Genomic DNA, 19624 nt, shown 5'->3' on the forward strand with positions numbered 1-19624 from the left:
GAAAGTGAGGAGGCGCGGTCGGCATGACCGTTGTCCCGGCACAACAGACCGGAGGCGGAGGCGGCAGCAGCGGCCTCTACGACGTGCTGGAGCTCGTCCTGGACAGGGGGCTCGTGATCGACGCGTTCGTGAGGGTCTCCCTCGTCGGCATCGAGATCCTGAAGATCGACGTCCGGGTGGTCGTCGCCAGCGTCGACACCTACCTGCGCTTCGCCGAGGCGTGCAACCGCCTCGACCTGGAGGCGGGCCCGCGCAAGAGCCCGGGGCTGCCCGACATGGTCGGCGAGATCACCGAGTCCGGTGCGCGCGGCAAGTCCAAGGGCGCCCTCTCCGGCGCCGCGGAGACCATCTCCGGCGCCTTCAAGCAGGCCCGTGAGGAGAGCGAGACCGAGCGGCCGCGCGCCCGCAAGTCCACGTCCGCCCGCAGGAAGGAGGAGCAGGAGTGAGCACGTACGTCTACGGCATCACCGAGCGCTCGCACGCCGCCCTCCCCGAGGGCCTGGCCGGTGTCGGCGAGCCGCCGCTGCCGGTGCGCGTGCTGACGGAGGGCGACCTGGCGGCGATCGTCAGCGACGCGCCGGAGAACCTGCGGCCCAAGCGCAAGGACCTGCTGGCCCACCAGAACGTCCTGGCCGAGGCCGGTGCCGAGGGCTGTGTGCTGCCCATGCGGTTCGGCAGCGTCGCCCCCGACGACAAGGCCGTCACCGGGGTGCTCGCCGAGCGCGCCGACCACTACGCGGAGCGCCTGCGGGCCCTCGACGGCAAGGTCGAGTACAACGTCAAGGCCACCCACGTCGAGGAGGCCGTGCTCCACCACGTGATGGCGCAGAGCCCCGAGCTGCGGGCCCTGGCCGAGTCCAACCGGCAGGCCGGCGGCGGCACGTACGAGCAGCGTCTGCAGCTCGGCGAGATGGTGGCCGCGGCGGTCCAGGCCCGCGAGGCCCAGGACGCGGCCGAGGTGCGGCAGACCCTGGAGCCCCTGGCGGCCTCCGTCAGCGTGGGCCCGGAGTCCACGGGCTGGCTGGCCAACGTGTCGTTCCTGGTGGAGCGGGACTCGGCCGCGGCGTTCGCCGAAGCGGTGGACGGCCTGCGCAGGGAGCACCCGCACCTCGACGTGCGCCTCAACGGGCCGCTGCCGCCCTACAGCTTCGTCGAGCCCGGCCCCGCACAGCCCGCGGGCGCCATGGCCGAGTAGCGGGGGCACGGAGGAAGGAGCAGGGAGATGGGCCTGATCTCGGAGGTGCTGCTGCTGCCGTTCGCCCCGGTGCGCGGCAGTGGCTGGGTGATCGGACAGGTGCTCCGCGAGGCGGAGCGGATCTACTACGACCCCTCCACGATCCGGGCCGAACTCTCCCGGCTCGAGGAACAGCTGGAGGCCGGGGAGATCACGGAGGAGGAGTTCGACCGCAGGGAGGACGAACTCCTCGACCGGATGGAGACCGCCACGCGCCGGAGCGCGGGAACGGACGACGGGACGGCACGATGAACCGAACGGGTATGGGCCTCGCGATAGGGGCCGGGTACGTCCTCGGACGTACGAAGAAGCTGAAAATGGCGCTGGCGGTCGGCTCCCTGGTGGCCGGCAAGAAGCTGAACCTCACCCCGAGGGCGCTGGCCGACCTGCTCTCCCAGCAGCTGCGGGACAATCCGCAGTTCAAGGAGATCGGCGACCAGCTCCGCCAGGACCTGCGCGGGGTCGGCAAGGCGGCCTCCGGGGGTCTGGCCGAGCGGCAGATCAACGCGCTCGCCGACCGGCTGCACAGCCGCACCTCCCAGGTCCGCGACCAGCTCGCGGGCGTCGCCCCCGACGTCCCCGGCGCCACGTCGCGCGAGGACGAGGAGGAGGCCGACGAGGAGCACGAGGAGCCGGAGCTCGCGCGGGACGAGGACGAGACCGCCGACGAGGGCGGCGAGGAGGCCGCCCGCGAGGACGGCGAGGACGAGGAGCCGGCGCCTCGCAAGCCGGCGGCGAAGAAGGCGCCCGAGAAGAAGGCGCCGGCGAAGAAGGCCGCCAAGAAGGCGCCCGCGCGCGCGGGGGCCGCCGCGAAGAGGGGCGGCACCGCGGTCAGGAAGACGGTGACGAAGACGGCTTCCCGGAGCCGGGGACCGAAGCGGGGCGATGAGTGATGACCGAGACACTCGGATCCGCGAAGTCCGCGGCGGGCAAGGCGACCGGCGGCAACCCGCTCGCCGGCCTGGCGCAGAGCGAGGCCGCCGACCGGCTGAAGGCGGAGGTGCAGGAGTACCTCGCCGCCCAGGCCCAGCGGATGCTGGTCGGCGTCGGCCGCAAGCTGGGCGAGACCACCGGCAAACTGAACGACATCGCCGACGGCAAGAGCCCCGGCTTCGCCAAGCTGGCCCTGGACGGCGGCCGCAAGCTCGCCGAGGGCAAGGGCCCGCTGCGCACCGCGCTGGAACTCGGCGCCTCCCGCGCCAAGGACAGCGTGACCGGCGCCCTGAAGAACCTCGGCGGCGGCAAGGCCGGCAAGCGCAAGCGCGGCGCGGGCCACAAGCCGACCGTCATCATGGAGTCGGTCGACGTCGGGGTGCCGCTGCGCACCGCCTACGACCAGTGGACCCAGTACCAGGACTTCAGCACCTTCGCCAAGGGCGTCAAGAGCGCGAGCCGCTCCGACGACACCGTCAGCGACTGGCAGGCGAAGATCTGGTGGTCCAACCGCAGCTGGAAGGCGAAGACCACCGAACAGGTGCCGGACGACCGGATCGCCTGGACGTCGGAGGGCGCCAAGGGGACCACGAAGGGCGTCGTCTCCTTCCACCGGCTCGCCGACAACCTCACCCGCGTCCTGCTCGTCATCGAGTACTACCCCTCCGGCCTCTTCGAGAAGACCGGCAACATCTGGCGCGCCCAGGGCCGCCGCGCCCGGCTCGACCTGAAGAACTTCGCCCGCTTCATCAGCCTGAAGGGAGAGGCGCAGGACTCCTGGCGCGGCGAGATCCGCGACGGCGAGGTCGTCCGCTCCCACGAGGACGCGCTCGCGCAGGAGGAAGAGGAGCAGGAGCAGGAGGAGGGCCGCGCCGAGGACGAGGACGAGGAGCCCGAGGGCCGCGCCGAGGACGAGGACGAGGAACCCGAGGGCCGCGCCGAGGACGAGGACGAGGAACCCGAGGGCCGCGCCGAGGACGAGGAGTACGACGAGGAGGAGCCCGAGGCGGAATACGCCGACGAGGAGGAGCCCGAGGCGGAGTACGACGAGGAGCGGCCCGAGGCGGAGGAAGAAGAGGAAGAAGAGGACGAGGAAGACCAGGAAGGCGAGGAGGACGAGGCGGACGACGGTTACGACGAGGAGTACGACGAGGACGAGCGGACGCAGGGCGGCGACAGGGGCCGGCGATGAGCTTTCCGAGCCGGATGCCGGAGCCGTACGGCCAGGGAAGCGGCGCCAATCTCGCCGACATCCTGGAACGGGTCCTCGACAAGGGGATCGTCATCGCCGGCGACATCCGGATCAACCTGCTCGACATCGAACTGCTCACGATCAAGCTCCGCCTCATCGTCGCCTCGGTCGACAAGGCCAAGGAGATGGGCATCGACTGGTGGGAGGACGACCCGGAGCTGTCCACCCGCGCCCGCCGGGACGAACTCGCCCGTGAGAACGCCGAGTTGCGCGAACGGCTGGCGCGGCTGGAGGAGCTGGAACCGGGCCGCTCCCGAGCGCGAGAGGAATCTCCATGACCGGACTGCGGTACGTGTACGCCGTCTGCCGCCCCTTCGAGAAGCCCCTCCAGGCCGAGCTGACGGGCGTGGGGGGCGCCCCCGCGAAGCAACTGCTGCACAACGACCTGATCGCCGTCGTCAGCGACGTGCCGCCGCAGGACTTCGCGGAGGAGGCGCTGCGGGCCCGCCTGGAGGACCTGGACTGGCTCAGCGCGACCGCCCGGGGGCACCAGCAGGTGATCGACGCCCTCACGGCGGTCACCACCCCGCTTCCCCTCAGGCTCGCGACCGTCTTCCGGGACGACAGCGGCGTCCGCATGATGATCGAGGAACGCGGGGAGGACTTCCGGCGCACCCTGGACCGGCTCGAGGGCCGCGTGGAGTGGGGCGTGAAGATCTACGCCGAGGCCGAGGCGCGCGAGGAGACGCCCGCCGCGGCGCCGGCGAAGCCCGCCTCCGGCCGGGACTACCTGATGCAGCGCCGGATGCGCGCCAAGGCGCACGAGGACACCTGGCAGCGGGCCGAGCGCTTCGCCGGCCGGCTGCACTCGCTGCTCTCCGCGCACGCGGACGCCTCCCGCCTCCACCCGCCGCAGAACCCGGCCCTCTCCCGGGCCTCCGGACAGAACATGCTGAACGCCGCCTATCTGGTGCCGCGCGCCGCGTCCGAGGAATTCGTGGAGATCGTGGACCGCACGAAGGGCGAGGAGCCCGGAATGCGCGTCGAACTCACCGGCCCGTGGGCGGCCTACTCCTTCGTGGACCTCGACTTCACGGAGACCGCCGGACAGGACACGGAGACGTCCGGAGAACGCGCGGAGCCCGGAGCGCGCGCGGAGACATCCGGGAAGGAGGGGTCATGACCGTCATCGAGCGCCGTGAGATCGCCCTCGTCGACCTGCTCGACCGGCTGCTGGCCGGCGGCGTCGTCATCACGGGTGACATCACGCTGCGCATCGCGGACGTCGACCTCGTCCGCATCGACCTGAACGCCCTGATCAGTTCCGTGAACAAGAACGTCCCGGCGCCCTGGGGGGAGTGGGCGTGAGCACGCCGAGCACACCACGCAAACGGCTCGACCTCGAGCCCGACACCGTCGAGCGCGACCTGATCAAACTCGTCCTCACGGTGGTGGAGCTGCTGCGCCAGCTGATGGAGCGGCAGGCGCTGCGCCGCTTCGACGAGGGCGACCTGACCGAGGAGCAGGAGGAGCGCATCGGGCTCACCCTGATGCTGCTCGACGACCGCATGACCGAGCTGCGCGAGCGCTACGGGCTGCGGCCGGAGGACCTCAACCTGGACCTCGGGCCGCTCGGACCGCTGCTCCCGCGGCAGTGACGCGCGCCCCCGGGGAGCCGGGGGCGCGTCGCGTCCGTGCCGTGGACCGGGATCAGGCGTCCTTCCGGCACAGGACCTCTCCGTGCAGGACGGCGAACCACCCGTCCGGCCGCTCTCCCCACTCCCGCCAGGCCTCCGACACGGCCCGCAGTTCCTCCTCGGTGGCGTGCCCGCCCGAAACGGCGAGCTCGGCGTACGCGGAGGCCACGGTCCGGTCGGCCCACAGGCCGCTCCACCAGGCGCGCTCCTCGGGCGTGCTGAAGGTCCAGGTGCCCGAGCCGGCCGTGATGTCGGTGAAGCCGGCCGCCGATGCCCAGGACCTCAGCCGGCGCCCGGCGTCCGGCTCGCCGCCGTTGGCGCGGGCCACCCGCCGGTACAGGTCCAGCCAGTCGTCCAGGCCGGGCGAGGCGGGGTACCAGGTCATGGCCGCGTAGTCGGAGTCCCGTACGGCGACGAACCCGCCGGGCCGGGTGACCCGGCGCATCTCGCGCAGCGCCTGCACCGGGTCGCCGACGTGCTGGAGGACCTGGTGGGCGTGGACCACGCAGAACGTGTCGTCGGGGAAGTCCAGGGCGTGGACGTCGGCGACCGCGAAGTCGACGTTGGTCAGACCGCGTCCGGCGGCGGTGGCCCGCGCCCGGTCCAGGACGCCCGGCGCCCGGTCGACGGCGGTGACGTGCCCGTCGGGGACCAGGGCCGCCAGGTCGGCGGTGATGGTGCCGGGCCCGCAGCCGACGTCCAGGATCCTCATGTGGGGCTTGAGCGAACCGAGCAGGTAGGCCGCGGAGTTGGCGGCCGTCCGCCAGGTGTGCGAGCGCAGCACGGACTCGTGGTGTCCGTGGGTGTAGACGGCGGTCTCCCGTGCTGTCGGCATGGCTGTGCCCCTTCTCTACGGACCGGCTCCCGGGCCTGCGGGAGGCCCGGACGATGCATCTCACCGTACGCGCGCAACCGAATGCTGAGACCATTCGTTTCGTCATGTGGACTGACGTCCCGTCAGTCCACCGGTGCGCGCCGGTCCGTGGCCAGCCCTCCGGGCGGCTCCGGCGTCACCTCGGCGCACCCCCCGGCGACTTCGCCGTCGACGGCGCGGAACGCGCCCGGGGCGGCGCGGAGCCGGGCCGGCCGGAGCGCGGGCCGGCGCCGGGCCCCGTACGGCGGACGCGGCATCCGCGCCCGGGCCGGCGCCCGCGGTGGCGTCGCGGGGGAGAGGGACCCCGTGCGGGCGCGGGGCGGCGCCGACGCCAGGGCCGGCCGACGCCGCCGCGCCCCGGGCCGGTGGCTCCGGGGTGCGGCCCCGGCCCGCGCGGACCGCCCGCCCGGCAGGGCGGGCCCGGCACCGGGCCGACCGGGCGGCGACGGTCCGCGGCGGCGACGGTCCGCGGCGGCGACGGTCCGCGGCGGCCCCGGACGGCCGGCGGGCGGGGGCGGGCGGCCCGGCCGGGCGGGGCGCGCCGGACCGGCTCCGGGACGGTCGGGCCGACGTCCGGCCGCAGGCGGCGCGGGTACCCTGAGGTGGCCGTCCCCCGCGCGGGGACGGAGCACCGACACCGGAGGGTGAGACCGCATGCGACTGATCCTCGTCCGCCACGGCGAGACGCCCACCAACGTGGACTACCTGCTGGACACCGCCGCCCCCGGACCGGGACTGACCGAGCTCGGCGAACGGCAGGCCGCCGCGCTCCCCGGGGTCCTCGCCGGCGAGGACGTCGAGGCCGTCTACGCCTCCACCCTCGTCCGCACGCAGCGCACGGCCGCCCCGCTGGCCGCCGCCCGCGGCCTGGACGTCCGGGTCCGCGACGGCATCCGGGAGGTCTTTGCCGGCGACCTGGAGATGCTGTCCGGCCACTCCGAGCAGGGCGAGCTCTACCTGCGCACCGTCTTCGCCTGGGCGGCCGGGGACACCGACCTGCGCATGCCGGGCGGCGAGAGCGGCGCCGAGTTCCTCGCGCGGTACGACGCCGTCGTCGCCGAGGCCGCCGGCAGCGGCGCCTCCACCGCCGTCCTGGTCAGCCACGGCGCCGCCATCCGCGGCTGGTCGGCCGCCCGCGCCCACAACGTCGACATCCCCTTCGCCGCCGCCCACCGCCTCGCCAACACCGGCGCCGTCGTCCTGGAGGGCTCCCCGTCCGACGGCTGGAAGGCCCTGTCCTGGGCGGGCGCGACCGTCGCCCCCGCGGGCGAGGCCGGACCGACCGGGGAACCGGTGGGCGGCGCGGGCTGAGCGACGGCCCTCCCGGACCGCTCCGGGAACGGCCCGCGGGATAACGGTTTGCCGCCGCCCGCGGGCGGCCCGCAGAATGCCTCCCCATGGGACACCTGGAAGCCGCGCACCTCGAGTACTACCTCCCCGACGGGAGGGCGTTGCTCGGCGACGTGTCGTTCCGGGTGGGCGAAGGGGCCGTCGTGGCCCTCGTCGGACCCAACGGCGCCGGCAAGACCACCCTGCTGCGGCTGATCTCCGGCGAGCTGAAGCCGCACGGCGGCACCGTCACCGTCAGCGGCGGGCTCGGCGTGATGCGCCAGTTCGTGGGCTCCGTACGGGACGAGACGACCGTGCGCGACCTGCTCGTCTCCGTCTCCGCGCCCCGGATCCGGGAGGCCGCGAAGGCCGTCGACGAGGCCGAGCACGCGATCATGACCGTCGACGACGAGGCCGCGCAGCTGCGGTACGCGCAGGCCCTCGCCGACTGGGCCGAGGCGCGCGGCTACGAGGCCGAGACGCTGTGGGACATGTGCACGACGGCCGCGCTCGGCGTGCCGTACGACAAGGCGCAGTTCCGGCTGGTGCGCACCCTCTCCGGGGGCGAGCAGAAGCGCCTGGTGCTGGAGGCCCTGCTGCGCGGCACCGACGAGGTGCTGCTGCTCGACGAGCCCGACAACTACCTCGACGTGCCCGGCAAGCGGTGGCTGGAGGAACGGCTGAAGGAGACCCGCAAGACGGTGCTCTTCGTCTCCCACGACCGCGAACTCCTCTCCCGCGCCGCCGAGAAGATCGTCTCCGTGGAGCCCTCGCCGGCCGGCGCCGACGCCTGGGTGCACGGCGGTGGCTTCGCCACCTACCACGAGGCCCGCCGCGAGCGCTTCGCCCGCTTCGAGGAGCTGCGCCGCCGCTGGGACGAGAAGCACGCCCAGCTGAAGAAGCTGGTGCTGAACCTGCGCCAGGCCGCCTCCGTCAGCCACGAGATGGCCTCCCGGTACCACGCCGCGCAGACCCGGCTGCGCAAGTTCGAGGAGGCCGGCCCGCCGCCCGAGCCGCCCCGCGAGCAGGACATCACGATGCGCCTGAAGGGCGGCCGCACCGGCGTGCGGGCCGTCACCTGCGCGGCCCTGGAGCTGACCGGCCTGATGAAGCCCTTCGACCTGGAGGTCTTCTACGGCGAACGCGTCGCCGTCCTCGGCTCCAACGGCTCCGGCAAGTCGCACTTCCTGCGGCTGCTGGCCGGCGAGGCCGTGCCGCACACGGGGGAGTGGAAGCTCGGCGCGCGGGTCGTCCCCGGGCACTTCGCCCAGACCCACGCGCACCCCGAGCTGCAGGGCCGCACGCTGCTGGACATCCTGTGGCGGGAGCACTCCCAGGACCGCGGCGCCGCCATGTCGAGGCTGCGCCGCTACGAGCTGACCCAACAGGCCGAACAGACCTTCGACCGGCTCTCCGGCGGCCAGCAGGCCCGCTTCCAGATCCTGCTCCTGGAACTGGAGGGCGCCACCGCCCTGCTGCTCGACGAGCCGACCGACAACCTCGACCTGGAGTCCGCCGAAGCCCTCCAGGAAGGCCTGGAGGCCTTCGAGGGCACCGTCCTCGCGGTCACCCACGACCGCTGGTTCGCCCGCTCCTTCGACCGCTACCTGGTCTTCGGCAGCGACGGCCGGGTCCGGGAGACCCCGGAGCCGGTGTGGGACGAGCGGCGCGTGGAGCGGGCCCGGTGACCGCGGCGGCGCGGGCCGCGACGGCGGGCGGCGGGGGCCCGGGGGTCACGCCCCCGCCGTAGCGACCGTCCGCGCCCCGTCCGGCGGGACCGGACGGGCGTCGGGGCGGACCGCTGTCGGGGCGGACAGCCGTCGGGGCGCCGCGGCCACCCGCCGGGAGAAACGTCACTTCCAGCGCAGCAGCGCGCCCAGGCCGCCCACCGGGGCGTCCTCCCCGGCGGCACCGCCGGCGGGCACCACGAGCACGGGCGCGTCCGTCTCGACCGCCGAACGGATCAGCGCGTCGTCCGCCCGGGCCGCCCACGAGTGCTGCTCGCCGAGGGTCCGCAGCTCCGTGCGGCGCACGGCCAGCTGGTCGGGACCCTCACCGATCCACACCTCGCGGTGCGCGTCCGGACCGTCGGCGCGGATCAGCAGCTCGTCGATCCGGTGCTCCCGGGCCGCCTCGACCAGCGCCGGCACACCCTCCACGGCCCCGGTGCGCCCCTCGGCGTCCGGCGCCCGGGCGGCCAGGAACCGTTCCAGCTCGGCCTCCGTGCGCCGGCGGGTGTGCTCGGCGCGGGCCGCCTCCACCTCGTCGTCCAGCAGCCGGCTGCCCGTGCCGTGCGAGGCCTCGACCACCCGGTCCTGGAGCCGCTGCGGCAGCCGCTCGTGCACGGACCGCCGCTCCCGGTCGTCGCCCACCAGGATCAGCAGGTCGGCCCGGGTCTCCTCCTGGCACACGGCGAGCGCGTCGGCGATCTCCGCCGCGTTGTGCTCCCAGGTGTTCTCCACCTTCAGCTGGAAGTGCCGCTCGGACCAGTCGGCGCTCGCCGTGCGGTGGACGGGGTGCTGCCGGCCGGTGACGGAGCCCGCGCCCTCCCGTCCCAGCCCGCTGCGCAGCTCGAAGTCCGCTCCCTTGCGGTCGATGTACGCCACCACGCACACCGGGTCCTGACCGGCCAGCTCCAGCAGCGGGGCGACCCGCGGCAGCGGCGCCCACTCCGCCGTGTCGCCCTGCGGGGGACGGGCCAGCGGCGGATCGAGGACGATCTCGCCGGCCCGGGCGAACAGGGCCCGCCCGTTCGGCTCGGAGGAGTGGCGCAACTCCTCGATCGCGTTCTCCACCGCCCGGCAGGTGGCCTCGTCCGCGCCCTGCTCCGCCAGCCGGCGGGCCATCGCGGAGGCCGTCAGGTGACGCTCGTGGGCCATGCTCTCCGTGTGGCGGGAGGTGTCGACGTACACGGAGGCCCAGGGGCCGGAATGTTCGTACAGTGGATGCAGAAAAGTGAGATCCATGGCTCCCTCCCGGATGCCGCTCGAGGGTCGCTGCTTCTCAGGCGGGTACCCGAACCCCATGGACGAACACGACGAGTGGGGCACGACGATGACCGGAGTCGACCCGGACCGGCTGGACGACCAGCAGCTCATGAAGGAGCTGGAGACGATCCACCGGACGCGCCACGACACCCTGCTGTACGGCTCGAACGACGCGCTGCGCGCCCACAACGACCGGATGGCCAAGCTGGAGGGCGAGTACCTGCGGCGCAACCCGCGCCGCTCGGTCCTCCCGGGCCGCACCCGTGAGGGCGCCCGGGAGCGCGAGGCGGCCGACGACCAGGGCGGCAAGGCGTCCGCCGGCACCCCGGTCGGCAAGTGGGGCCCGGGACGGACGAACGGCCCCGGCAGGGCGTGAACCCGCCGGGGCCGCCAGGGCCGTCGGGCCGGCGCCGGGACGACCGGTGCCGGGACGGTCCGACGGACCGCCCCGGCACCGGTCAGCGCCTGATCAGTGCCGCACCGGCGGGCGGTCCCAGTGCCGGTGTGCCGCGATCGCGGCGACGAACGCCTGGACGAACTCCGGTCCCGCCGACCCCGGCGAGGTGTCCGTCACCACGCCCCGGTCCGACATCGTACGGTCGGACCCGTCCGCCAGCCGGAGGCCCTCCGGCGCCAGCGCGGACAGCACTCCCACACCGGACCCCAGCGCCCCGACGGGCTTGCCGTGGCGGTAGGCGTCCCGGACGAAGCGCATCGCGTCCGGGTCGCCCGTGATCGCCGAGCCGTCCGCCGGCCCGCCGGGCAGCAGGACCGCGTCGTACAGCACGGAGGCGACGGTCGGCAGCGCGCGGTCGACCGCATACAGTTCTCCGTCGGCGCCCTTCACCGTGCCGTCCGTCGCCGCCAGCGCCTCCACGATCGCGCCCTCGGCGGCCAGCGCCTCCCGCACGGAGGTCACCTGCTCGGCGTCCACCCCGTCCGCGACCAGCACCGCGATCTGCCGGGTGCGGATCGAACCGCCCCCGCGCAGCGACTCCAGACTCAGCGCGGGCGAGGACAGCTCGGACGCCCGCTGCTTCTCCTGCGGCTCCGGCACGCCGATGCCCCGTGCCACCTCGGCGGCCAGCTCGCCGTCCACCTTCGCCAGCTGCTCGACCGTACGGACGCGCACGGTCCGCGCGTCGACCTTGCCCAGCTCGAACCGGAACGCCTGCACGATGTGCTGCTTCTCCCAGTCGGCCATGCTGTTCCAGAACAGCGCGGGCTGGCTGTAGTGGTCCTGGAAACTGGGGCTGCGCCGGCGGATCTTGGCGCCGTCGACCCGTTCCGTGTAGTGGGTGTACGCCGACCCGTCGACGCCCGCGTGGGCCGGGCAGCCGGCGCCGAGCGAGTTCGGGGAGTAGTTCGTGCCCCGGTGGATCGTGCCCTGGTGGTAGCCGTCGCGCTGGTTGTTGCGCACCGGCGCCACCGGCCGGTTCACCGGCAACTGGGAGAAGTTGGGGCCGCCCAGACGGATCAGCTGGGTGTCCAGGTAGGAGAAGTTGCGGGCCTGGAGCAGCGGGTCGTTGGTGAAGTCGATGCCCGGCACCACGTTCGCCGTGTGGAAGGCGACCTGCTCGGTCTCGGCGAAGAAGTTCTCCGGATTGCGGTCCAGCACCATCCGGCCGATCGGCCGCACCGGCACCTGCTCCTCCGGAATGAGCTTCGTGGCGTCGAGCAGGTCGAAGTCGAACGAGAACTCGTCCTCCTCCGGCACCAGCTGGACGCCCAGCTCCCACTCCGGGTACTCGCCCGCCTCGATCGCGTCCCACAGGTCACGCCGGTTGAAGTCGGGGTCGCGGCCCTGGCACTCCTGCGCCTCGTCCCACACCAGGGAGTGCACGCCCAGCTTCGGCTTCCAGTGGAACTTCACGAACGTGCCCTTGCCCTGCGCGTTCACGAAGCGGAAGGTGTGCACGCCGAACCCCTGCATCGTGCGGTAGCTGCGGGGGATCGCCCGGTCCGACATCAGCCACATGATCGCGTGCAGCGTCTCCGGCTGGAGCGACACGAAGTCCCACAGCGTGTCGTGGGCGGAGGCGCCGGTCGGGATGTCGTTGTGCGGCTCCGGCTTCACCGCGTGCACGAAGTCGGGGAACTTGATGCCGTCCTGGATGAAGAAGACCGGGAAGTTGTTCCCGACCAGGTCGTAGTTCCCCTCCGACGTGTAGAACTTCGTGGCGAAGCCGCGGACGTCCCGCACGGTGTCCGCCGAGCCCTTCGGGCCCTGCACGGTGGAGAACCGCACGAAGACCGGCGTGCGCACCGACGGGTCCTGGAGGAAGGCCGCCCGGGTGAACTCGGCGCAGGACTCGTACGGTTCGAACCAGCCGTACGCGCCCGCGCCCCGCGCGTGGACCACCCGCTCGGGGATCCGCTCGTGGTCGAAGCGGGTCAGCTTCTCCCGGAAGTGGAAGTCCTCCATCAGCGTCGGCCCGCGCTCGCCGGCGGCCAGGGAGTCGTCGGTGTGGTCGACCGTGACGCCCTGGTCGGTGGTGAGCGGCCCGGAGGCCGGGTCCTCGGCGCGGTAGGCCTCCCGCTGCGCCTGCTTGTGGTCGGTCGGGTCGCTCATCAGGCGGACTCCCCGGCGAACACGTCGAGGTACGTCTCGCAGAACGCCTTCAGATCGTCCGGCTTGCGGCTCGTCACCAGCTTGTTCGGCCCGTGGTCGCACACCTGGACCTGCTCGTCGACCCAAGTGGCGCCCGCGTTGCGCAGATCGGTGCGCAGGCTCGGCCACGAGGTCACCACCCGGCCGCGGACGACGTCCGCCTCGACGAGCGTCCACGGGGCGTGGCAGATCGCCGCCACCGGACGGCCCTGCTCGAAGAAGTCCCGGACGAAGGCCACCGCCTTCTCGTCGGTGCGCAGGAAGTCGGGGTTGGCGACGCCGCCCGGCAGGACCAGCCCGCCGAAGGAGTCCGCCGACACCTCGCCGACCACCTCGTCCACCGTGAACGTGTCCGCCTTGTCGAGGTGCTCGAAGGCCTGCACCTCACCTGACTTCGTCGACACCAGGACGGGCTCGTGGCCCGCGTCCAGCGCCGCCTGCCACGGCTGGGTCAGTTCCACCTGCTCGACACCCTCGGGTGCCGTCAGAAAAGCGATGCGCATGTTCGTTCCATGTCCTTTCCTGGCACGCTGTCGGGTCCGGTCACGACTCATCCACTGTCCCTGACCAGCTTCTGGGCCAGCTCCTGCACGGTGGTGTAGCGCTCCTTGTGCGGCAGCCGCCGCACCGCCTCCACGAGGGCGTCCGGCGCGTTCTTGCGGCGCAGGGTCCGGGCGAGCTCCTCGGCGCCCGCGGGGAAGGAGCTGCGGCCCAGGATCCGGGCCAGCTCCAGCCGCACGGTCTCCAGCGACGCCCTGGACGTCCCCGGCACCACCGGACCGCCCCACACCTCCGGGTCGTCCTCGGCGGACGGCTCGGGGTCGTTCCACTCCTCGGTCCGGGTGGGGTGCCCGGACCTGAGCAGACCCTGCAGTTCGTGCTTCATCTCGTCGTCCCGGTGGACACTCAGCCGGTCACTGCCTCGCTGCATGTCTCCCTCCAGATCTTCAGGGGTCGGCCCACCGCGTACCCGTGGTGGGGGAGCCGACACGGGATACCTCCCGCCGATGTCCGTACCGGCCGGGCGCCGCGTCCCGAACCGGCCGGCCGGGGTCTACTGCTCCCTCTCCCGGCCCGGCAGGAACTCCTGCACCTTCGCCTTGAAGCCCTGCTTGATCATGGAGCCCCGGTCCGCGTCGCCCCGCAGGATCGACGCGGCCGTCGCCTCCATCTGCTCCCAGGTCGCGTGCGGCGGGATCGGCGGCACGGCCGGATCGGTGAGGAACTCCACGACCGCGGGGCCGTCCGCCTCCAGCGCGGTGCGCCAGCCCGCCTCGACGTCCTCCGGCTTCTCCACCCGCACCCCGGTCAGACCCAGGGAACGGGCGAACGCCGCGTACGGCACGTCCGGCAGCTCCTGCGAGGGCAGGAAGGACGGGGCGCCCCCCATGGCCCGCATCTCCCACGTCACCTGGTTGAGGTCGCGGTTGTTCCACACGGCGACCACCAGCCGCGGGTCCGGCCAGCGGTCCCGGTACTTCGCCGCCGTGATCAGCTCGGCGAGCCCGTTCATCTGCATCGCCCCGTCCCCGACCAGCGCGATCACCGGCCGGTCCGGATGGGCGAACTTCGCGCCGATCGCGTACGGCACCCCGCAGCCCATCGTCGCCAGCGTCCCCGACAGCGAACCGCGCATCCCGGGCCGCATGGTCAGGTGCCGGGCGTACCAGTTCGCCACCGACCCCGAGTCGGAGGTGACGATGGCGTCGGCCGGCAGCAGCGGGTCCAGGGCCCGGGCGACGTACTCCGGGTTGATCGGGTCGGCGGACTGCTCCGCCCGCCGCTCCATCACCCCGCGCCAGAACCGCACGTTGTCGCAGACCGTCTCGAACCACTCGCGGCCGCGCTCCTCGCCCGAGGTCAGCATCGGGATCAGCCGCCGCAGGGTCTCCCTCGCGTCACCGACCAGGTTCACCTCGTACGGGTAGCGCATCCCGACCATGTGCGGATCGATGTCGATCTGCACCCCCCGCGCCCTGCCGAACTCCGGCAGGAACTGCGTGTACGGGAAGGAGGAGCCGATCGTCAGCAGGGTGTCGCAGTCCCGCATCAGCTCGTACGACGGGCGGGTGCCGAGCAGGCCGATCGAGCCGGTGACGTAGGGGAGTTCGTCACTGAGGACGTCCTTGCCGAGCAGCGCCTTGGCCACGCCCGCGCCGAGCAGCTCGGCGATCCGCTCCACCTCGGCGCGCGCCCCGGCCGCGCCCTGGCCGACCAGGATCGCCACCTTGTCGCCGGAGTCGAGGATCTCCGCGGCCCGCCGCAGCGACTCCTGCGACGGGACGGTCGTCCAGTCGCTGCGGTCGAGGCTGGAGGGCACCATCTTGAACTCGTGCGTGGGCGGCGAGTAGTCCAGTTCCTGCACGTCGCCCGGGATGATGACCGCGGTGGGGCAGCGGCGCGCGTACGCGGTGCGGATCGCCCGGTCCAGCACGTTCGGCAGCTGCTCGGGGACCGTGACCGTCTCCACGAAGTCCGAGGCGACGTCCTTGAACAGGGTGTGCAGGTCGACTTCCTGCTGGTAGGAGCCGCCCATCGCGGTGCGGTGCGTCTGGCCGACGATCGCCAGGACCGGCACGTGGTCCAGCTTGGCGTCGTACAGGCCGTTCAGGAGGTGGACGGCACCCGGTCCGGACGTGGCCGCGCACACGCCGAGACGGCCGCTGAACTTGGCGTAGCCGACCGCCTGGAGCGCCGACATCTCCTCGTGCCGCGACTGCACGAACCGCGGCCGGTCGTCGGCTCGCCCCCAGGCGGCGAGCAGGCCGTTGATGCCGTCGCCGGGGTAGCCGAAGACCTGCTCCACACCCCACTCGCGCAGCCGCTGCAGGACGTGGTCGGAGACCGTGGTGCTCATGAAGGGACCTCCCCGGGCGTCGGGATACGAGGGCATGGGGGCGCTCGTGGTGACCCCTTCCGGGTCACCCCGGGGAGCCGCCGGAAAACCTGGGGGTGTTTGGGGGCAGGGGCCCGGGGCAGGCGCAGCACAGTGCTTCGGACCGGAGGCACGTCCGTGGGGCACCGCACGCAGCGGCCCCGGCAGGCCCGTCCGGCGGCTGTCGCGCGCATCCCGCGCTGACCGGCCGACACACAGCACTTCCAAGGGAGTTGCTACGCATCATGCGAAACCGACCGAGCACGAGGCACCACCCGCACGACGACGCCCCCGACACCGCGCAGGCCTTCCGCCGGCTCGCCGCCCTGCCGCCGGGACCCCGGCGCGACACGCTCCGCGGCGAGATCGTCGAGGCCTGGCTGCCCATGGCCGACCGCCTCGCGGGGCGCTTCCGCAACCGCGGCGAGAACACGGAGGACCTGCGCCAGGTCGCGGCCCTCGGCCTGGTCAAGGCCGTCGACCGCTACGACCCCGACCGCGGCAACGCGTTCGAGAGCTACGCCGTCCCCACCGTCACCGGTGAGATCAAGCGGCACTTCCGCGACCACATGTGGACGCTGCACGTGCCGCGCCGCGTCCAGGAACTGCGCAACCGGGTCCGCCTCGCCGGCCAGGACCTGTCCCGGACCGTCTCCGGGCGCCGCCCCACCGTCGCCGAGATCGCCGAGCACGCGCACCTGGACGAGGACGAGGTGCGGGAAGGACTGGAGGCGCTGGAGAGCTTCACCGCGCTGTCCCTGGACGCGGAGCTGCCGGGCAGCGAGGACGGCTACTCGCTGAGCGACACGCTGGGCTCGGCCGACCCCGCCCTCGACACGGTGGTCGACCGGGAGGCCGTGAAGCCGCGACTCGCCGCCCTGCCGGAACGGGAGCGGGCCATCCTGTACATGCGGTTCTTCGACGACATGACGCAGAGCCGGATCGCCGAGCAGCTGGGGATCTCGCAGATGCACGTGTCCCGGCTGATCAACCGGTGCTGCGGCCGCTTGCGCGAACAGGTGCTGAAGGACGCGGCCTAGCCGGCCGGCCCCCTGCGGCGGCCGGCCGGGGCGGGCGGGGACCGATCGGGGCCAGGACCGGAGTGCTGCGTCACGGCCGCGGGCGTGAAGTCACCCGCTTGGCGGGCCGGTGTCCCGCCAATGGCGGGCGGCCGCGCGCGGTGCGGGACGGCCCGGGCTGTCATGGCTGGGGGCACGGACGTCGTGTCCCGCAGCCGCCGGCCGAAGGAGCCGTCCCATGCGCCGCACCGCCCGTGTCCTGTCCGTCGCCGCCCTGGCCGGTGCCGTGCTGACCGGTGCCGCCCCGGCCGCGCTCGCGGATCCGACGGCGGAGACAGCCCCGGCCACGGCCGCCCCGGACGGCAGCGTCACCGTCTCCGTCCGCTGCGATCCCCTCGGCGCCCCCGCGCCCAAGACCATGAAGGCCGCCTCGGAGGCCTTCGTCGGCGGCACCGTCCAGCTGAGCCTGGTGCCGGGCGGTGACGAACTCTCCGGCCCCGCCTACCGCGGCACCGCCCGGATAGCCCCGGCCGGCGACCTCGACGTGCGGGAGAGCACGGTGGGAGCGGACCAGGCCGCGGACACGGACATCACCGCGGACGCCGCCCCGGACGCGGGCGCGGCCGCGGGCGCGGGCTCCCCCTGGACGGTCGACGGCACCTGCCCGGCGCCACCCGGCGGCCGGGGCGTGCCCTGGCGCGCCGCCCTCGGCGTCCTTGACGGCGAGGGCCCGGCGGCAACCGGGAACGACGACCCCACCGCCGACGGCGACGAGGGTCCCACCACCGAAGGCGACGACGGTCCGGCCGTCGCGGGAGGCGACAGCCCGGGCACGTCCGGGGACGACGGTCCGAGCGCGTCCGAGGACGACGGTCCGAGCGTGCCCGGGGACGACGGTCCGAGCGCGTCCGGGGACGACGGTCCGAGCGCGTCCGGGGACGACGGTCCGAGCGTGCCCGGGGGCGACGGTCCGGACGCGTCCGAGGACGAGGGTCCGGCCGGCTCCGAGGGCGGCGAAGAGGGCTGCGCCCCCTCCCGCGGGCCGAGCTGCGACGGCGGCGTGGACGGCGCCGGGTCCTGCGGGACGGAGCACGAGGGGGGCGCGCGGGCGTCCTGCGCCCAGGACCGGCCGTGCCCGCAGGACCGCGCCGGCGCTCCCTGCTCCGGCGCCGCCGGCAAGCCGTGCCCCCGCGGCCATGACGACTCCGCCTGCGCCACCGCCCCCGTCCAGCGAGGCGTCCACGCCGGAACCGGCGGCACCTTCGACGATTCCGTCCCCGCCCTGGTCGCCGGCGGACTGCTGATCGCCGGGGCGTTCGCCGCGGCCGCGCACCGGCTGTGCCGCCGGAGCACGGCAGGGGACGCCTGACCCCGCCGCGCACCGGTCCGCCCCGCGCTGTGACCGGCGCAACTCCGGCGGACGGCCATGGGAGGACGGCGCACGGGGTACTCAGAGCCTGGGAGCACATCCGGCCCCGTACGAGACGTCACGCACCACCCGGCACACGGGCGGACGGACCGCCCCGGCGCCGCCGGCCGGCGCACCCACCGGCCGGCGACGGCACAGGCCACCAGGCACGGACTGCGCGGAGGACCCCATGCGGCGGACGGCACCGGAAGGGCACGGCCCCGTCCGCTACGGACCGCCGCTCCCCCCGGACGGACTGCCCGTGCCGCCCGAACTCGCCGAGGCCCTCGCCGGGGCCGCCGGCCGCGCCGGCAGCGAGGCGCTCGGCGGCGGCAGCGCCCTGCGGGAGGCCGCCTGCGGCTACTGGGAGCGGCGCGGCATCCCCACCGGGCCCGAGCGGGTCGTGGCCGGCCCCGGCGCCCCCGCCCTGCTCCTCGCGCTGACCGCCGCGCTCGGCGGCGACGTCCTGGTGCCGAAACCCTGCGCGGCCTGGTGGGCGCCGGACGCGCGCCTGCTGGGAAGACCCGTCTTCCACGTCGCGACGCCCGCCGAGTGCGGCGGCGTCCCCGACCCGTACGCCCTGCTGGAGACCGTGCGCCGGGTCCGCGCCGAGGGCGGTGACCCGCGCCTGCTGGTGCTGTCCGTCGCCGACGACCCCACCGCCACCGTCGCCCCGCCCGAGGTGCTGCACGAGGCCGTGGAGGCCGCCGCCGCCGAGGGCCTGCACCTGGTCAGCGACGAGACCTGGCGCGACACCCTGCACGACCCGCACGACACCGTGCTGGTCAGCCCCGCCGAGATGCTGCCGGAGCGGGTCACCGTCGTCAGCGACCTCGCGGGCGCCCTGCTGCCCGCGGGCTGGCCGGCCGCCGTCGCCCGCTTCCCCGCCTCGGCCGCCGGGGACGACCTCCACGCGCGCGTGCTCGACGTTCTCACCGCCCTGGACGCACGGGTCGCCGCGCCGGTCGCCGCGGCCGCCGCCCACGCCCTGACCGAGCCCGAGCCGCTCACCGCACGCGTGCGGGACACCGTGCGCCTGCACGCGCGCGTGGCCGCCGCCGCGCACGCCGCGGTGGAGGCCGCGGGCGCCCTCGCCGTGCCCCCGCGGGCCGGCCGGCACCTGTACGTCGACCTGGCGCCGCTGCGCCCCGCGCTGTCCGCGCGGGGTGTCGGCGACGCCCAGGACCTCGAGGACCTCCTCACCGCCCGGCTCGGCATGCCCGCGCCGGGCGGTCACCGTTTCGGCGACGACCTCGAGGCGCTGCGCGTCCGGCTGTCCACCGGCGCACTGCTGGGCGACACGGACGCGCAGCGCACGGAATGCCTCATGTCGCCCGCTCCATGGGAACTGCCACACGTACGACGCCAGTTGATCCATCTGAGGTCGGTCTTCGACGATCTCCGTGACGACGCTCAGCGATGGGAGCCTCCTCGATGACGCAGCAGTCCGAGTCGACCACCACCA

Annotated in this window: 21 protein-coding genes; 15 read left to right on the plus strand and 6 right to left on the minus strand. The window is 74.0% G+C overall.

Going from position 1 to position 19624, the window contains the following annotated elements:
- Positions 1–23 precede the first annotated feature (23 nt).
- Genes ACH4F6_RS04800 through ACH4F6_RS04840 form a run of 9 tightly spaced genes read left to right on the plus strand, consistent with a single transcriptional unit; the run spans position 24 to position 5017 of the window.
- A complete protein-coding gene (locus ACH4F6_RS04800; protein ID WP_397958438.1) occupies positions 24–446 on the plus strand; it encodes a gas vesicle structural protein GvpA in 423 nt (140 codons plus the stop codon).
- Positions 443–1195 carry a GvpL/GvpF family gas vesicle protein gene (locus ACH4F6_RS04805; RefSeq protein WP_397958439.1) on the plus strand — a complete coding sequence of 251 codons (753 nt, stop codon included), beginning with the start codon at positions 443–445 and terminating at the stop codon, positions 1193–1195. The genes ACH4F6_RS04800 and ACH4F6_RS04805 overlap by 4 nt, the downstream gene beginning before the upstream one ends.
- A gap of 27 nt (positions 1196–1222) precedes the next feature.
- Positions 1223–1486, plus strand: coding sequence for a gas vesicle protein GvpG (locus tag ACH4F6_RS04810; RefSeq protein ID WP_397958440.1), 264 nt, complete (start codon positions 1223–1225; stop codon positions 1484–1486).
- The gene (locus ACH4F6_RS04815; protein ID WP_397958441.1) at positions 1483–2127 is read left to right on the plus strand and encodes a DNA primase; all 645 of its coding nucleotides are present in this window, start codon (positions 1483–1485) and stop codon (positions 2125–2127) included. The genes ACH4F6_RS04810 and ACH4F6_RS04815 overlap by 4 nt, the downstream gene beginning before the upstream one ends.
- Positions 2127–3359 (plus strand): SRPBCC family protein, encoded by a 1233-nt coding sequence (locus ACH4F6_RS04820; RefSeq protein WP_397958442.1) that lies wholly within the window; start codon positions 2127–2129, stop codon positions 3357–3359. The genes ACH4F6_RS04815 and ACH4F6_RS04820 overlap by 1 nt, the downstream gene beginning before the upstream one ends.
- On the plus strand, positions 3356–3697 hold the full coding sequence (locus ACH4F6_RS04825) for a gas vesicle protein (RefSeq protein ID WP_397958443.1): 342 nt from the start codon (positions 3356–3358) through the stop codon (positions 3695–3697). Before ACH4F6_RS04820 ends, ACH4F6_RS04825 begins: the two co-directional genes overlap by 4 nt.
- Positions 3694–4542, plus strand: coding sequence for a GvpL/GvpF family gas vesicle protein (locus ACH4F6_RS04830; RefSeq protein ID WP_397958444.1), 849 nt, complete (start codon positions 3694–3696; stop codon positions 4540–4542). Before ACH4F6_RS04825 ends, ACH4F6_RS04830 begins: the two co-directional genes overlap by 4 nt.
- Positions 4539–4727 carry a gas vesicle protein gene (locus ACH4F6_RS04835; protein ID WP_397958445.1) on the plus strand — a complete coding sequence of 63 codons (189 nt, stop codon included), beginning with the start codon at positions 4539–4541 and terminating at the stop codon, positions 4725–4727. Before ACH4F6_RS04830 ends, ACH4F6_RS04835 begins: the two co-directional genes overlap by 4 nt.
- Positions 4724–5017: a gas vesicle protein K gene (locus tag ACH4F6_RS04840; protein ID WP_397958446.1), complete on the plus strand. Its 294-nt coding sequence runs from the start codon at positions 4724–4726 to the stop codon at positions 5015–5017. The genes ACH4F6_RS04835 and ACH4F6_RS04840 overlap by 4 nt, the downstream gene beginning before the upstream one ends.
- A 52-nt stretch (positions 5018–5069) precedes the next feature.
- Here the strand turns inward: ACH4F6_RS04840 and ACH4F6_RS04845 are convergent, their stop codons facing one another.
- Positions 5070–5891, minus strand: coding sequence for a methyltransferase domain-containing protein (locus ACH4F6_RS04845; RefSeq protein ID WP_397958447.1), 822 nt, complete (start codon positions 5889–5891; stop codon positions 5070–5072).
- 693 nt (positions 5892–6584) lie between these two features.
- On the opposite strand from ACH4F6_RS04845, the gene ACH4F6_RS04850 reads away from it, so the two are divergent.
- Positions 6585–7241, plus strand: coding sequence for a histidine phosphatase family protein (locus tag ACH4F6_RS04850; protein WP_397958448.1), 657 nt, complete (start codon positions 6585–6587; stop codon positions 7239–7241).
- An 86-nt stretch (positions 7242–7327) separates the two neighbouring features.
- Entirely contained in the window at positions 7328–8947 is a 1620-nt protein-coding gene (locus ACH4F6_RS04855) for an ABC-F family ATP-binding cassette domain-containing protein (protein WP_397958449.1), read from the plus strand.
- Between the two features lie 165 nt (positions 8948–9112).
- On the opposite strand, the gene ACH4F6_RS04860 is transcribed toward ACH4F6_RS04855, so the two are convergent.
- A complete protein-coding gene (locus tag ACH4F6_RS04860) occupies positions 9113–10225 on the minus strand; it encodes a Vms1/Ankzf1 family peptidyl-tRNA hydrolase (RefSeq protein ID WP_397958450.1) in 1113 nt (370 codons plus the stop codon).
- A gap of 58 nt (positions 10226–10283) precedes the next feature.
- Between ACH4F6_RS04860 and ACH4F6_RS04865 the strand changes: the two genes are divergently transcribed.
- Positions 10284–10622 carry a DUF6158 family protein gene (locus tag ACH4F6_RS04865; protein WP_397958451.1) on the plus strand — a complete coding sequence of 113 codons (339 nt, stop codon included), beginning with the start codon at positions 10284–10286 and terminating at the stop codon, positions 10620–10622.
- A 93-nt stretch (positions 10623–10715) separates the two neighbouring features.
- Here ACH4F6_RS04865 and ACH4F6_RS04870 read toward each other — a convergent pair whose 3' ends face one another.
- The 4 genes from ACH4F6_RS04870 to ACH4F6_RS04885 all read right to left on the minus strand — a co-directional run bounded on the left by ACH4F6_RS04870 (position 10716) and on the right by ACH4F6_RS04885 (position 15714).
- Positions 10716–12818 carry a catalase gene (locus ACH4F6_RS04870; protein WP_397958452.1) on the minus strand — a complete coding sequence of 701 codons (2103 nt, stop codon included), beginning with the start codon at positions 12816–12818 and terminating at the stop codon, positions 10716–10718.
- Complete coding sequence (locus ACH4F6_RS04875) at positions 12818–13360, minus strand: type 1 glutamine amidotransferase domain-containing protein (RefSeq protein ID WP_397958453.1); 543 nt, start codon at positions 13358–13360, stop codon at positions 12818–12820. Before ACH4F6_RS04875 ends, ACH4F6_RS04870 begins: the two co-directional genes overlap by 1 nt.
- 47 nt (positions 13361–13407) lie before the next feature.
- Positions 13408–13788: a DUF2795 domain-containing protein gene (locus ACH4F6_RS04880; protein WP_397958454.1), complete on the minus strand. Its 381-nt coding sequence runs from the start codon at positions 13786–13788 to the stop codon at positions 13408–13410.
- 123 nt (positions 13789–13911) lie between these two features.
- Positions 13912–15714, minus strand: coding sequence for a thiamine pyrophosphate-requiring protein (locus ACH4F6_RS04885; RefSeq protein WP_397958455.1), 1803 nt, complete (start codon positions 15712–15714; stop codon positions 13912–13914).
- 263 nt (positions 15715–15977) lie between these two features.
- On the opposite strand from ACH4F6_RS04885, the gene ACH4F6_RS04890 reads away from it, so the two are divergent.
- The 3 genes from ACH4F6_RS04890 to ACH4F6_RS04900 all read left to right on the plus strand — a co-directional run bounded on the left by ACH4F6_RS04890 (position 15978) and on the right by ACH4F6_RS04900 (position 19597).
- Entirely contained in the window at positions 15978–16772 is a 795-nt protein-coding gene (locus ACH4F6_RS04890; RefSeq protein ID WP_397958456.1) for an RNA polymerase sigma factor SigF, read from the plus strand.
- A 217-nt stretch (positions 16773–16989) separates the two neighbouring features.
- On the plus strand, positions 16990–18120 hold the full coding sequence (locus ACH4F6_RS04895; protein WP_397958457.1) for a hypothetical protein: 1131 nt from the start codon (positions 16990–16992) through the stop codon (positions 18118–18120).
- A gap of 229 nt (positions 18121–18349) precedes the next feature.
- Positions 18350–19597 carry an aminotransferase class I/II-fold pyridoxal phosphate-dependent enzyme gene (locus ACH4F6_RS04900; RefSeq protein ID WP_397958458.1) on the plus strand — a complete coding sequence of 416 codons (1248 nt, stop codon included), beginning with the start codon at positions 18350–18352 and terminating at the stop codon, positions 19595–19597.
- Positions 19598–19624 lie beyond the last annotated feature (27 nt).

This window comes from Streptomyces sp. NPDC017936, assembly GCF_044328485.1.
Taxonomy (GTDB): Bacteria; Actinomycetota; Actinomycetes; order Streptomycetales; family Streptomycetaceae; genus Streptomyces.

Coding starts and splice junctions, on each gene's coding strand:
- ACH4F6_RS04815 (WP_397958441.1), top strand. CDS start 1,483: ATGAACCGAACGGGTATGGGCCTCGCGATAGGGGCCGGGTACGTCCTC.
- ACH4F6_RS04875 (WP_397958453.1), bottom strand. CDS start 13,360: ATGCGCATCGCTTTTCTGACGGCACCCGAGGGTGTCGAGCAGGTGGAA.
- ACH4F6_RS04830 (WP_397958444.1), top strand. CDS start 3,694: ATGACCGGACTGCGGTACGTGTACGCCGTCTGCCGCCCCTTCGAGAAG.
- ACH4F6_RS04825 (WP_397958443.1), top strand. CDS start 3,356: ATGAGCTTTCCGAGCCGGATGCCGGAGCCGTACGGCCAGGGAAGCGGC.
- ACH4F6_RS04800 (WP_397958438.1), top strand. CDS start 24: ATGACCGTTGTCCCGGCACAACAGACCGGAGGCGGAGGCGGCAGCAGC.
- ACH4F6_RS04865 (WP_397958451.1), top strand. CDS start 10,284: ATGGACGAACACGACGAGTGGGGCACGACGATGACCGGAGTCGACCCG.
- ACH4F6_RS04895 (WP_397958457.1), top strand. CDS start 16,990: ATGCGCCGCACCGCCCGTGTCCTGTCCGTCGCCGCCCTGGCCGGTGCC.
- ACH4F6_RS04845 (WP_397958447.1), bottom strand. CDS start 5,891: ATGCCGACAGCACGGGAGACCGCCGTCTACACCCACGGACACCACGAG.
- ACH4F6_RS04900 (WP_397958458.1), top strand. CDS start 18,350: ATGCGGCGGACGGCACCGGAAGGGCACGGCCCCGTCCGCTACGGACCG.
- ACH4F6_RS04810 (WP_397958440.1), top strand. CDS start 1,223: ATGGGCCTGATCTCGGAGGTGCTGCTGCTGCCGTTCGCCCCGGTGCGC.
- ACH4F6_RS04870 (WP_397958452.1), bottom strand. CDS start 12,818: ATGAGCGACCCGACCGACCACAAGCAGGCGCAGCGGGAGGCCTACCGC.
- ACH4F6_RS04880 (WP_397958454.1), bottom strand. CDS start 13,788: ATGCAGCGAGGCAGTGACCGGCTGAGTGTCCACCGGGACGACGAGATG.
- ACH4F6_RS04855 (WP_397958449.1), top strand. CDS start 7,328: ATGGGACACCTGGAAGCCGCGCACCTCGAGTACTACCTCCCCGACGGG.
- ACH4F6_RS04885 (WP_397958455.1), bottom strand. CDS start 15,714: ATGAGCACCACGGTCTCCGACCACGTCCTGCAGCGGCTGCGCGAGTGG.
- ACH4F6_RS04860 (WP_397958450.1), bottom strand. CDS start 10,225: ATGGATCTCACTTTTCTGCATCCACTGTACGAACATTCCGGCCCCTGG.
- ACH4F6_RS04835 (WP_397958445.1), top strand. CDS start 4,539: ATGACCGTCATCGAGCGCCGTGAGATCGCCCTCGTCGACCTGCTCGAC.
- ACH4F6_RS04850 (WP_397958448.1), top strand. CDS start 6,585: ATGCGACTGATCCTCGTCCGCCACGGCGAGACGCCCACCAACGTGGAC.
- ACH4F6_RS04820 (WP_397958442.1), top strand. CDS start 2,127: ATGACCGAGACACTCGGATCCGCGAAGTCCGCGGCGGGCAAGGCGACC.
- ACH4F6_RS04890 (WP_397958456.1), top strand. CDS start 15,978: ATGCGAAACCGACCGAGCACGAGGCACCACCCGCACGACGACGCCCCC.